13 protein-coding genes are annotated in these 12,761 nt (G+C 61.1%); 2 read left to right on the forward strand and 11 right to left on the reverse strand.

The window, feature by feature from the left end:
• Positions 1-630: 630 nt before the first annotated feature.
• On the reverse strand, positions 631-2,340 hold the full coding sequence (gene recJ, locus ACI2JX_RS23195; RefSeq protein ID WP_404691070.1) for a single-stranded-DNA-specific exonuclease RecJ: 1,710 nt from the start codon (positions 2,338-2,340) through the stop codon (positions 631-633).
• 30 nt (positions 2,341-2,370) lie between these two features.
• Positions 2,371-2,913, reverse strand: coding sequence for a YaeQ family protein (locus tag ACI2JX_RS23200; protein ID WP_264237063.1), 543 nt, complete (start codon positions 2,911-2,913; stop codon positions 2,371-2,373).
• A 130-nt stretch (positions 2,914-3,043) separates the two neighbouring features.
• On the opposite strand from ACI2JX_RS23200, the gene ACI2JX_RS23205 reads away from it, so the two are divergent.
• Entirely contained in the window at positions 3,044-4,243 is a 1,200-nt protein-coding gene (locus ACI2JX_RS23205) for a CaiB/BaiF CoA transferase family protein (protein ID WP_404691071.1), read from the forward strand.
• A 22-nt stretch (positions 4,244-4,265) separates the two neighbouring features.
• A complete protein-coding gene (locus ACI2JX_RS23210) occupies positions 4,266-5,150 on the forward strand; it encodes a TIGR02285 family protein (protein WP_404691101.1) in 885 nt (294 codons plus the stop codon).
• A 136-nt stretch (positions 5,151-5,286) separates the two neighbouring features.
• Here the strand turns inward: ACI2JX_RS23210 and ACI2JX_RS23215 are convergent, their stop codons facing one another.
• From ACI2JX_RS23215 to trmD, 9 genes are all read right to left on the reverse strand, one after another.
• Positions 5,287-5,568, reverse strand: coding sequence for a DUF3509 domain-containing protein (locus tag ACI2JX_RS23215; RefSeq protein ID WP_404691072.1), 282 nt, complete (start codon positions 5,566-5,568; stop codon positions 5,287-5,289).
• 79 nt (positions 5,569-5,647) lie between these two features.
• Positions 5,648-6,088 carry a histidine kinase gene (locus ACI2JX_RS23220; RefSeq protein ID WP_264237061.1) on the reverse strand — a complete coding sequence of 147 codons (441 nt, stop codon included), beginning with the start codon at positions 6,086-6,088 and terminating at the stop codon, positions 5,648-5,650.
• Positions 6,089-6,248: 160 nt separating this feature from the next.
• The gene (gene thrC / locus ACI2JX_RS23225) at positions 6,249-7,658 is read right to left on the reverse strand and encodes a threonine synthase (protein WP_264237060.1); all 1,410 of its coding nucleotides are present in this window, start codon (positions 7,656-7,658) and stop codon (positions 6,249-6,251) included.
• Between the two features lie 55 nt (positions 7,659-7,713).
• Positions 7,714-9,018 carry a homoserine dehydrogenase gene (locus tag ACI2JX_RS23230; RefSeq protein WP_312152214.1) on the reverse strand — a complete coding sequence of 435 codons (1,305 nt, stop codon included), beginning with the start codon at positions 9,016-9,018 and terminating at the stop codon, positions 7,714-7,716.
• An 82-nt stretch (positions 9,019-9,100) separates the two neighbouring features.
• Complete coding sequence (locus ACI2JX_RS23235) at positions 9,101-9,850, reverse strand: DsbC family protein (protein ID WP_186556366.1); 750 nt, start codon at positions 9,848-9,850, stop codon at positions 9,101-9,103.
• A gap of 154 nt (positions 9,851-10,004) precedes the next feature.
• Entirely contained in the window at positions 10,005-10,901 is an 897-nt protein-coding gene (gene xerD, locus ACI2JX_RS23240) for a site-specific tyrosine recombinase XerD (RefSeq protein WP_368972194.1), read from the reverse strand.
• Between the two features lie 199 nt (positions 10,902-11,100).
• On the reverse strand, positions 11,101-11,511 hold the full coding sequence (locus ACI2JX_RS23245) for an acyl-CoA thioesterase (protein WP_186556368.1): 411 nt from the start codon (positions 11,509-11,511) through the stop codon (positions 11,101-11,103).
• A gap of 101 nt (positions 11,512-11,612) precedes the next feature.
• The gene (rplS, locus tag ACI2JX_RS23250; RefSeq protein WP_011535315.1) at positions 11,613-11,963 is read right to left on the reverse strand and encodes a 50S ribosomal protein L19; all 351 of its coding nucleotides are present in this window, start codon (positions 11,961-11,963) and stop codon (positions 11,613-11,615) included.
• A 42-nt stretch (positions 11,964-12,005) separates the two neighbouring features.
• Positions 12,006-12,758: a tRNA (guanosine(37)-N1)-methyltransferase TrmD gene (gene trmD, locus ACI2JX_RS23255; protein ID WP_186556369.1), complete on the reverse strand. Its 753-nt coding sequence runs from the start codon at positions 12,756-12,758 to the stop codon at positions 12,006-12,008.
• Positions 12,759-12,761: the final 3 nt, after the last annotated feature.

Raw genomic sequence — 12,761 nt, forward strand, 5'->3', positions numbered from 1 at the left:
ACAGACACCTACGCTCGGCCTCCTGAAGTCGCGAAGTTAGTGGCGGCGACTGGGCTGGCGTTATCTGGCGATAGTGGCAGATGTGGTGGATAGTCCGGCCTCTTCGCGGGCAAGCCCGCTCCCACAGGTACCGCGCCGTTCCTGCGGCTGGCGGAGAGCCTGTGGGAGCGGGCTTACCCGCGAAGAGGCCGGAACAAACAACACAAAAGAAAATTTCAAACCTGGCATTGGCTTTGGCTTCTGCGAGAGCGCAGCGATTCGCCTGCTCTTGATCTTCATGCGCGCAGATTCAGGCGCCGCAGATTCGCGACTTCAGGAGGCTGAGCAGAGGTGCCTGGAGGGCCAGGTGCGCTAGCACCCTTCGGCGCAGCCGAAGGCGCGAGATGTAGATTTGCGCAGCAAATCGTAGGCCGCGCGGGCCCGGAAGGCGCCGGCGCGAAGGGATCCCGCCACGGGCGGGACTGATGGTGGAGCGCAGACCTTTTTGGTTACTTTTGGCTGGGCCGGCACACCGGGCGTTTGCCAAAAAGTGACCCGCCGTAAGGGCGGAAAGGTGCCTAAATGTCACCATCGCTCATGGATATGCACCCAATCCCACAAACCAACACCGAGCAAATCAGCAATCAGCAATCAGCGAGCCTCAATGTGCGCAATCATCAACTGCACACTCTCATTCCCGCGAAACTCATTCACATCCAGCTTATAAGCCAACTCCACCCAGCGCACGGTAGGATTCGGCCAAACCTCCCGATCAATCCCAAACGCGATCCCATCCAACCTGACCGCCCCACACTCGCTCTTAAGCACAACCTTCAAATGCCGCTCCCCCACCACCCGCTGCTCGACCAACTGGAACACCCCATGGAACAACGGCTCAGGAAAGTGCTGCCCCCAAGGTCCGGCATTGCGTAGCGCCCGCGCCAGATCAAGGTGAAACTCCTCGACCGCCAAGGTGCCATCGGACAACAACCGTCCAGTCAGATCATCCTCGCTCAACTGCCGGCGCGTCTCTTGATCGAACGCCTCGGCGAACGCCGGAAAGTTCTCCGCTGGCAGCGACAAACCCGCCGCCATGGCATGCCCGCCAAACTTGCTGATCAATTGCGGATGCCGCGCCGCCACCGCATCCAACGCATCACGAATGTGAAAACCCGGCACCGATCGCGCCGAGCCCTTGAGCATGCCCTCGCCCGCATCGGCGAAGGCAATGGTCGGCCGGTGATAACGCTCTTTCAGGCGCGAAGCGAGAATACCGATCACCCCCTGATGCCAATCGGCATCGAACAAGCACAAGCCATAGGGCAGGGACTCAACCGGCAAATCCTTGAGCTGAGCCAGCGCCTCACGCTGCATGCCCTGCTCGATGGACTTGCGATCCTGGTTCAGGCCATCGAGCTGTTCGGCCATATCACGCGCCAACGCCGGGTCTTCGCAGAGCAGGCATTCGATGCCCAGGCTCATGTCATCCAGACGCCCAGCAGCATTCAACCGCGGGCCGAGGATGAAGCCCAGGTCAGTGGAGGTGATGCGCTGATGATCCCGTCGAGCCACCTCAAGAATGGCCTTGAGCCCCGCCCGCGCGCGCCCAGCCCGAATGCGCTCCAGGCCTTGATGGACCAGGATGCGGTTGTTGGCATCCAGCGGCACCACGTCAGCCACGCTACCCAAGGCGACCAGATCGAGCAGCTCGCCAATATTCGGCTGCGGCTGGCTGTCGTAGCGGCCAAGGCTACGCAGGCGCGCACGCAGGGCCATCAGCACGTAGAAAATCACCCCCACCCCGGCCAGCGCCTTGCTGGGGAAGGCGCAGCCCGGCTGGTTCGGGTTGACGATGGCATCAGCATCCGGCAGTTGCGGACCTGGCAAGTGGTGGTCTGTGACCAGCACCTTGAGCCCGGCTGCCTTGGCTGCCGCCACGCCCTCCACACTGGAAATGCCATTATCCACGGTTACCAGCAGGTGCGGCTGACGCTGCAGCGCCACCTCGACAATTTCCGGGGTCAGGCCATAGCCATACTCGAAGCGATTGGGTACCAGGTAGTCGACATGCGCTGCGCCCAGCAGACGCAAGCCCAGTACGCCGACGGTACTGGCCGTAGCACCGTCGGCGTCGAAGTCGCCGACGATCAGGATGCGCTGACGCTGATCCAGCGCCTCGACCAGCAGATCCACCGCCGCGTCGATGCCCTTGAGCTGAGCAAACGGCAACAAGCGCGCCAGGCTCTTGTCCAGCTCGGCCTCGGACTGCACGCCACGGGCAGCGTACAGGCGGGTCAGCAAAGGGGGCAGGCTGCCAAGAAATGGCAGGGTCGGCGGCAGGGGGCGAGGTTCGATACGCATGGGGCCTTCAGCAGTCAATAAGGGTTGAAATCAGCCGCGCTCGCCGAGCAGCCACTGCAGCTGCACTTCGTGCTGGCCACGGTCGTCAGTGACGAACACCGTGCCTTCACTGATCATCACGTCCCACTTGATGCTGCGCGGCATGTCCTTGGCCAGGACCTCCAGCACCTCTTGCGGTACCGCAGCGATGTGCAGGTTCTTCAGATTCTTGACCGCGCCGACCACCTTGGTCTCCCAGACCCGCAGGCTGCCATAGGCCAACAGGCTGGTGCGCTCGGTCCGGCGCGAGCACCAGGTCAAGCGGTCAGCATCAGGCTGGCCGACTTCGATCCAGTGCAGCACGCGGTCGTCGAGGCTCTTTTCCCATAGGGCAGGCTCATCAACGTCCGACAATCCGCGGCCAAACGACAGGTTCTCGTTGTACCACAGCGCGTAGGCCAACAGACGAACGGCCATGCGTTCCTCGGTTTCCGAAGGGTGACGGGCGATGGTCTGCTTGACGTTTTCGTACACGCCGCGATCGAGGTCGGTCAGGTTCAGTTCGAATTTGTAGGTGGTGGACGGCTGGGCCATGGGCAGCGGGCTTCTTGCAAGAGAAAAGTCGCACAGTCTAACTGATCCAGGCTTGCTTGCGTCGCAGCAGTATCTGCCGCTGGCGACCTATGATAAAACCACCGCTCTGCCCTGTTGCCACGGATGCCCCATGCCCACGCCCAGCAAACCCCTCGCAGGTCTCAAAGTCATCGAGCTAGGCACCTTGATCGCAGGCCCGTTCGCTTCGCGCATCTGCGCCGAGTTCGGCGCCGAGGTGATCAAGGTCGAGTCCCCCGACGGCGGCGACCCGCTGCGTAAGTGGCGCAAGCTTTACGAGGGCACCTCGCTGTGGTGGTTCGTGCAGGCGCGCAACAAGCAGTCGCTGACCCTCAATCTCAAGCATGAGCAAGGGCGCGAGATTCTCAAGCGCCTGCTGGCCGAAGCGGACATCCTGATCGAGAACTTCCGCCCGGGGGTGCTGGAAAAGCTCGGTTTGGGTTGGGACGTGTTGCATGCGCTCAATCCGCGCTTGGTCATGGTGCGCCTGTCGGGCTTCGGCCAGACCGGGCCGATGAAAGACCAGCCAGGCTTTGGCGCGGTAGGTGAATCGATGGGCGGGCTGCGCTATATCACGGGCTTCGAGGACCGCCCGCCGGTGCGCACCGGGATTTCCATCGGCGACTCGATTGCCGCTTTGTGGGGGGTGATCGGCGCCTTGATGGCCTTGCGTCACCGGGAGGTGAACGGCGGTGAGGGTCAGGTAGTAGACGTCGCCCTGTATGAAGCCATTTTCGCCATGATGGAGAGCATGGTCCCGGAGTTCGACGTGTTCGGCTTCATTCGCGAGCGCACCGGCAACATCATGCCGGGGATTACGCCTTCCTGTATCCACACTAGCGCCGACGGTAAGCATGTGCAGATCGGCGCCAACGGCGATGCCATCTTCAAGCGTTTGATGCAGGCCATCGGCCGCGACGACCTGGCCAATGACCCCAGCCTCGCCAGCAACGATGGCCGCGACCTGCGCCGGGACGAGCTGTATGGGGTGATCGATCGTTGGGTCAATGGCCTGGCGCTGGACCAGGTGATGCAGACCCTCAACGACGCCCAGGTGCCTGCGAGCCGCATTTATTCCGCCGAAGACATGTTCAGCGACCCGCAATTTCTCGCCCGGGAGATGTTCCTGCAAGGTCGACTGCCGGACGGCAAACCCTTCAAGATGCCTGGCATAGTGCCCAAACTCTCCGATACCCCAGGATCCACTGAATGGGTAGGCCCGGCCCTTGGGGAACACACTGAACCGCTGCTGACTCGCCTTGGCTACGACGCTGCGGCGATCGCCCGCTTGCGTGAGGCCGGTGCGGTCTGACCCCGCGCCGCTCTCCATGCCCATGCGCGCCAGCCGTCTGCTTCGTCCCCTGATCCTGCTCTGCGCTCTGCTGCCTGTCATCGCTGAGGCCAAGGAGCGCCTGCTCTGGCTGGTGCGCGACTTGCCGCCGTTCACCATCTTCGAAGGCCCAGAGAAAGGCCAGGGGGTGATCGACCGCATGCTGCCTATGTTGATCGAGCAGATGCCCGAATACGACCACAGCATCGTGCGGGTCAATCGCGCCCGCGGCATCCAGATGCTTCAAGAACCCAGCTTTACCTGCGATCCCACGCTGTTATGGACGCCAGAACGGGCCAAATATGCGCTGTTTTCCAAGCCCACATTGGGCGTGTTGAGCAGCGGCGTGGTGGTGCGCAAGCAAGACCAGCCCGGGATCGAACCTTTCCTCGATGCACAGCAAGTCGATCTCAAGCAGTTGCTGGCAGAAACCCGGCTCAAGCTGGGTATCGTCGCCGAGCGCAGCTACAGCGCACAGGTCGATGACATTCTGCGCCAGTTGCCCGATAGCGCCTTCAGCCGCCATTACGGCAACGACGCCACGGCGAGCTTGTTGCAGATGCAGCAACTAGGGCGTTTGCAATTGGTCCTGGGCTATTGGCCCGAAGTTCGCTATCTGATTCAACAGCAAGGTGGCAGGCTGGACGATTATCTGTTCTATCCGATCCAGGGGGTAAACCCCTATCAGTTCCTGCATGTCGCTTGTTCCGACACACCGCTGGGGCGTGAAGCGATAGCTCATATCGACCAACTGCTCCCAGCACTGCGCCGCGACACCCTGCCCCAGCTCTATGCCCATTGGCTCGACCCGCAATTGCGTGAGGGTTATTTGCAGCAGGCTCGCCAGCTCACCGAGCAAACCCTGCCAAACGCCACGCCGCAGCCTTGATAACGGCAAAAAGAAACCCCGGTCGCTGGGGAACACGACCGGGGCTAATCGAAAGTCCTCGCGAACTTCCCGTGACAACCTGACGACACCGGAGCAAAGCGCCGCTGGGCTGCCATTACAGTGTCTGACGGATCGCTCAGGCGAAGGTTCCATGAATATGTTGCTGATGCTGCAGCGCTGCAATGACGCACGGCTGCAGGCGTCCTTCGGCGATCTGCAGGTCGCGGTGCAAACCATCTACCAGATCGATCAGCAGGCTTTGCTCCTGCAGTTGTCGCTGGCTGACCATGCGTTGCAAGGTCACGCTGCCGTGGCTGTCATGCACGGTCAATTGTCGGTTTGCATTGGCGTCAACTACGCCGAGGTGGGCCGTGTAGGGAGTCAGGGCATCATTGAGCAGTCTGCAGATTCTTTCCATCCGGCGTACTCGCTTTGTTTTGGGACATATCGCTACTGACCCTCGGACGCTGCGCAAAGTTCGCAGCAATAGGCCTGTTTCACTGAGCATGCGCGTGCAACATGACACTTTGAAAACCTTCCCAGGCGGCAACCGGGGCGCGCCCACACAGGCGCTTTAGCGCCTGCTCAAGCCCAGGCATCGTGACTGGCCAAGGGAGCTCAGCCAGCACCCACAAACCGCGTTGACGGGCTTCGCGGGCAAGATCCGCCCGGCTTGCGCAGGGTTCGCCGACAAACAAGAGCGCCCTTACCCCGTGCACACTACACAGATGATTGAGTAAGCGTTTGCCAGCCGTCTCGGACATGGCATGGTCGAGTATCAGCAGGTCGAACAACGGTTCGCTCGCCAAGCAGGCCTTGGCAGCCGGCAGGTCGTCGGCCAGCCGAACATTGAACACGCCCTGGGCATTGCACGCCTGATGCAGGGTAATTTGCTGGGAAGGACGTTCCTGGTAGATCAGGACTGTGAGCCGATTCATGAAGCGCTCCTGGGCGCCACACGCCCGGATTGAGGAGTCGGCAACTCTAGGAAACACCCTGAATGGGTGAAATAGGAAATTACTTAAAGTTGGGGGTAACTCTTCCTCAAAAACAAGAGAGCCCGTCACAGGACGGGCTCTTCACACGCACGCAGATCGCTTACAGCGGCTTACCGCGATTACCGTGCTGGCTGACGAACGCCTGCACGGCCTTCAGGTCATTGGCCAGCACCGTGCAGCGCTCTTCGCGGCTGAACAGATCGCTCAGGTGTGCCGGCAGCTCCAGCGCCTTGCCAACGCCGGCCTTCTCCACCGCTTCCGGGAACTTGACCGGATGCGCAGTACCCAGCACTACCATCGGCGTGTCCAGGCTACGGCGGCACTCACGAGCGGCCTTGACGCCAATCGCTGTGTGCGGATCGAGCACTTCGCCAGTGCTGGCGAAGACTTCGGCGATGGTCTCGCAGGTTTGCTCGTCGCTGACGGCCAGCGAGTCGAACAACTTGCGCGCTTCGACCCAGCGATCTTCATCGACGCTGAAACCGCCACCTTGCTTGAAGTTGGCCATCAGCTCGGCAATCGCCGCGCCGTTGCGACCGTGCAGATCGAACAGCAGGCGTTCGAAGTTGGACGAGACCATGATGTCCATCGACGGCGACAAGGTCGCGTGCAAAGTCTCTTTGACGTACTGGTTGCCGCTCATGAAGCGGTGCAGGATGTCGTTGCGGTTGGTCGCTACGACCAGCTGGCTGATCGGCAGGCCCATGTTGCGCGCCAGGTAACCGGCGAAGATGTCGCCGAAGTTGCCGGTCGGAACCGAGAACGCCACCGAACGCGCCGGGCCGCCCAGCTGCAAGGCTGCGTGGAAGTAATAGACGATCTGGGCCATGATCCGCGCCCAGTTGATCGAGTTGACGGCGACCAGGCGCGTGCCTTTGAGGAACGACTGGTCGGCGAAGCTGGCCTTGACCATTTCTTGGCAGTCGTCGAAGTTGCCTTCGATAGCGATGTTGTGGATGTTGTCACCGAAGATGGTGGTCATCTGCCGGCGCTGCACTTCCGACACGCGCTGATGCGGATGCAGGATGAAGATATCGACGTTGTCGCAACGACGGCAGCCTTCAATGGCCGCAGAACCGGTGTCACCACTGGTGGCGCCGACGATCACCACACGCTCGCCGCGCTTGGCCAGTACGTGATCGAGCAGGCGACCGAGCAGTTGCAGGGCGAAGTCCTTGAACGCCAGGGTCGGGCCGTGGAACAGCTCCATGACCCACTCGTTGCTGTTGAGCTGGCGCAGCGGTGCCACAGCGGCATGGGAGAACGCGCCGTAGGTTTCTTCGAGGATCTTCTTGAAGTCAGCATCGGCGATGCTGCCGGCAACGAACGGGCGCATGACGCGGAAAGCCAGCTCGTGGTACGGCAGGCCAGCCCACGAGGCGATTTCTTCCTGGGTGAAGCGTGGCAGGTTCTCCGGCACATACAGGCCGCCATCGCTGGCAAGGCCTGCGAGCAGGACGTCTTCGAAGTTCAGGGCCGGGGCTTGGCCGCGAGTACTGATATAGCGCATAGGGGCAAACCTTCAATGCTGGGGCCCGGGCCGCGCAGGCGGCCCGCAGGCGAAATTAGTTGAGCTGTTCGACGCGGATACGCACGACCTTGCCGATCACATCCTGCAGCGATTCCAGGGCGAGGATGGCGTCGTTGATGCGTTTTTCGACCACACGGTGAGTGACCAGGATCATCGGCACCAGACCGTCCTGCTCTTCGGCTTCCTTCTGCATGATCGACTCGATGTTGATGCCGCGCTCCGACAGGATGCTAGCCACCTGGGCCAGTACGCCCGGATGATCCTTGGCCTGAATGCGCAGGTAGTAGGCGCTTTCGCAGGCCTCGATCGGCAGAATCGGGTGAGCCGACAACGCGTCCGGCTGGAAGGCCAGGTGCGGTACGCGGTTTTCCGGATCGGAGGTCATCGCTCGGACCACATCGACCAGGTCGGCGACGACCGACGAGGCCGTCGGCTCCATCCCGGCGCCAGCGCCGTAGTACAGGGTGGAACCGGCGGCATCGCCATTGACCATCACCGCGTTCATCACGCCGTTGACGTTGGCAATCAACCGGTCGCTAGGGATCAGCGTCGGATGCACGCGCAGCTCGATACCGGCATCGGTGCTGCGCGCCACGCCCAGGTGCTTGATGCGGTAGCCCAGCGCTTCGGCGTAGTTGACATCGGCAGTGGTCAGCTGGGTGATGCCCTCGGTGTAGGCCTTGTCGAACTGCAGCGGGATGCCAAAGGCAATCGAGGCCAGGATGGTCAGCTTATGCGCCGCATCGATGCCTTCGACATCGAAGGTCGGGTCGGCTTCGGCATAACCCAAGGCCTGCGCTTCGGCGAGCACGTCAGGGAAGGTACGGCCCTTGTCGCGCATCTCGGTGAGGATGAAGTTGCCAGTGCCGTTGATGATCCCGGCCAGCCAGTTGATGCGGTTGGCCGAAAGACCTTCGCGGATCGCCTTGATCACCGGGATGCCACCAGCGACAGCCGCTTCGAAGGCGACGATGACGCCCTTCTCGCGGGCCTTGGCAAAGATCTCGTTGCCGTGCACGGCGATCAGCGCCTTGTTCGCAGTCACCACGTGCTTGCCGTTCTCGATGGCCTTCAGGACCAGGTCACGGGCAATGGTGTAGCCACCGATCAGCTCGATGACGATATCAATCTCTGGGTTGCTCGCGACCTCGAACACATCAGCGGTAATGGGGGTACCGGTAATCTGGCAGTTCGGGTTCTGCGAGCGCATGGCGATCTGTGCAACTTCAATACCGCGCCCGGCACGGCGGGCAATCTCCTCGGCGTTGCGCTGAAGTACATTGAAGGTTCCGCCACCGACGGTCCCCAACCCACAGATGCCTACTTTGACCGGTTTCACTGTGAACTCCCCATTGAACGGCCGGCGCTGTGCCGACCGTGAAACATGCCGTCACCCCATGACGACGGCGTACTGAATTGGATTACTTGCTTGGCGCCAAGGCGAGCTTGGCCACTTGCGGAGCGGGTTGATAGCCCGGAATCACCTGGCCGCTTTCCAGGACGATGGCCGGCGTGCCATTGACACCGATCGACTGGCCCAGATGGAACTGCTTGCCGACCGGGTTGGCGCACTTGGCGGCTTTGATTTCCTTGCCATCCACCATCTTGTCCATCGCCGCGCGACGATCGCTGGAGCACCAGACTGCCTGCAATTGCTCGTCACCTGGCGAACCCAGGCCCTGACGCGGGAAAGCGACGTAGCGCACTTCGATACCGCGACGGTTGAGCTCCGGCACTTCGGCGTGCAGCTTGTGGCAATACGGGCAGGTGGTGTCGGTGAACACGGTGATGTGCGACTTGGTTTCGCCCTTGGCAGGATAAACCACCATCTCGCCCGCTGGAATGCCGTTGATGAGCTTGGCGATGCCCTGACGCTCAGTTTTTTCAGTCAGGTTGACCGGCTTGCCGTCCTGGATCTGGAACAGGTAGCCCTGCATCACGAATTGGCCGTCAGCGCTGGCGTACAGCACCCGACCGCCCTGCAGCTTGACTTCATACAGGCCATTGAGTGGGCTGCTGGCGACGCTTTCGACCGGCACTTCCAACTCGAGGGTTTGCAAGGTCTTGCGGATCGCCTGCTCGGCACCGGCGTTGGCATCGGTGGCTGCGGCAGCGGCGAAGGTGCTGGCCAGCGCCAAAGCGGCGGCGGCGAAAATCTGGGTCACGCGCATGGGGTACTCCTGAAGACGGACGGGGCCGCAGGACGTCGCCTGCGGGAAAAATCGCGGCAACCGGGCGGCCCTTGGTGCAAACCGCTCAAGCCTACCACATCAAGCTGCGGCTAGATGAGTCCTCACGTGCCGGTCGGCGGAACATGAAAATCATTCATCCTCGCGGATGGTGTTGTGCGTGCAGTTGCTGCAGCCGAGCCTTGGCCACATGGGTGTAGATCTGCGTGGTGGAGAGGTCGCTGTGGCCGAGCAACATCTGCACGACGCGCAGGTCGGCGCCGTGGTTGAGCAGATGGGTGGCGAAGGCGTGGCGCAAGGTATGCGGCGACAATGACTTGTCGATGCCAGCGACCTGGGCCTGGTGCTTGATCCGGTGCCAGAAGGTCTGGCGGGTCATCTGCTCGCCACGCTGACTGGGGAACAGGACATCGCTGGGGCGCTCTTTGAGCAACTCGGCGCGGGCCTGGCGCAAGTAACGCTCCAACCACAGCACGGCCTCCTCGCCCATGGGTACCAGACGCTCCTTGCTACCCTTGCCCATGACCCGCAATACGCCCTGGCGCAGGTTGACTTGATCGAGGGTCAGGCTGACCAGCTCGGTCACCCGCAGGCCACAGGCGTAGAGCACTTCGAGCATGGCACGATCACGCTGGCCGATGGCCTCGCTCAGGTCGGGGGCTTGCAGTAACGCCTCGACGTCGGCTTCCGACAACGATTTGGGCAACGGCTTACCCAATTGCGGCATGTCGATTTGTAGGGTTGGGTCTAGAGCGATCAGCTTTTCCCGCAACAAATAACGAAAGAAACCACGTAGGCCGGAGATAAACCGTGCAGTTGAGCGGGGTTTATAACCTTGCTCAAGGCGCCAGGCCAAGTGATCGAGGATCAGCTCGCGGCCTGCGTCCGGCAGTGCTACGCCGTGCTCCTGCAGCCAGCCATTGAACAGGGCCAAGTCACTGCGATAGGACACACGGGTGTTATCGGACAGGCCTTTTTCCAGCCACAGGGCGTCGAGGAATTGATCAATCAGAGGATGGTCGAGGGCGGGCATGCGCAGTCGCTGGATAGGGAAGTGCGTTCAGTGTTTCACAGGCTGTGATGTGTTGTCTGTACTAGCCCTATCGCGGGGCAAGCCCGCTCCCACGTTCGCCGCGAAAACACTCCAGCGTGGGAGCGGGCTTGCCCCGCGATGCAGGCGACTCAGGCCGACCAGACTGACGTAGTAGTGCCAGTACAGACAACAACACTTATCAGGCCTCAGCCAAAACCGGCACTGGCCGCTTGTCTTCATCGATGGCAACAAAGCTGAACACGCCATGAATCGCCCGCTCACGACCATCCAGGTACATGTTCTCGACGAACACATCGACCTGCACCTGCAAGCTGGTATTGCCCACCTTGACCACCGTGCCAACCAACTCAACGATCGAGCCCGCCGGAATCGGGTGCTTGAAGTCGATGCGATCGGTGGACACTGTCACCAGCGGCAGGCGGCAGAAGCGGGTGGCGGCGATGAACGACACTTCGTCCATCCAGGCCAGCGCGGTACCGCCGAACAAGGTGTTGTGATGGTTGGTGGTGTTAGGAAACACCGCCTTGGTCACGCGGGTCACCGACAGCTCGGTGCGGCGCTGAATTTCCTGGTCTCGGGTGCTGGTCATGATTACTTCACATCGCAATGGCAGGGTTTCAGAAAGCAAAAAAGCAGCCCGAAGGCTGCTTTTTTCTCGCATGGTGGCCGCAGCCACCAGTCAAACTGCACTCAGGACAGTTTTTCTTTGATGCGAGCGGCTTTGCCGGACAGGTCGCGCAGGTAGTACAGCTTGGCTTTACGCACGTCACCACGACGTTTCACGGCCAGGCTGTCGATTTGCGGGCTGTAGGTCTGGAAGGTACGCTCAACGCCAACGCCGCTGGAGATCTTGCGCACAGTGAAGGCGCTGTTCAGACCACGGTTACGCTTGGCGATAACAACGCCTTCGAACGCCTGCAGACGGGAACGATCACCTTCCTTCACTTTAACCTGGACGACAACGGTGTCGCCTGGTGCGAAGGTCGGGATTTCCTTGCTCATCTGCTCTGCTTCGAGCTGCTGGATGATTTTGTTAGTCATGCTGTGCTCCTAAGGTGGAAAACGTGATCCACCATCGATACGTTAACTATCGTTCCGCTCGCGGAGGTATTCCTCGAGCAGCTTCTTCTCTTCTCCAGAAAGTGAGCGACTTTCCAGAAGATCGGCGCGTCGTTCGAAGGTCCTACCAAGGGACTGCTTCATCCGCCAACGCCGGATATGTGCATGGTTGCCACTTAGCAACACGTCGGGTACACGCTGATCCGCATACACCTCAGGTCGGGTGTAGTGCGGGCAATCCAGCAAGCCATCGGTGAAGGAGTCTTCCTCCGCCGAGCCTACATGCCCTAAAGCTCCGGGCAGCAGCCGCGTAACCGCATCGATCAGGACCATGGCCGGCAGCTCGCCACCGGAAAGTACATAGTCGCCAATCGACCACTCTTCATCGACATGAGCTTCAATAAAACGCTCGTCAATGCCTTCATAACGACCGGCGATCAGGATCAGAGATTCCTGTTCGGCCAGGCCTTGAACCGCCTGCTGATCCAGCTTGCGGCCCTGTGGCGAGAGGTAGATCACCTTCGCCGCTGCTCCAGTCGCTTGCCTGGCGCTAGCCAAGGCATCTTCCAGAGGCTTGATCTTCATCACCATGCCCGGACCACCGCCAAACGGCCGATCATCCACTGTATGGTGGCGATCAGTGGTGTAGTCCCGCGGATTCCAGCAGGTGACTTGCAACAAGCCCTGCTTCACCGCGCGGCTGGTAATGCCGTACTCAGTAATGGCCGAAAACATCTCGGGGAACAACGTGATGACTTCTACGCGAAGGTTACCCATCAG

The organism is Pseudomonas sp. NPDC088890 (assembly GCF_044900155.1).
In the GTDB taxonomy this organism is placed as follows: Bacteria; Pseudomonadota; Gammaproteobacteria; order Pseudomonadales; family Pseudomonadaceae; genus Aquipseudomonas; species Aquipseudomonas urmiensis.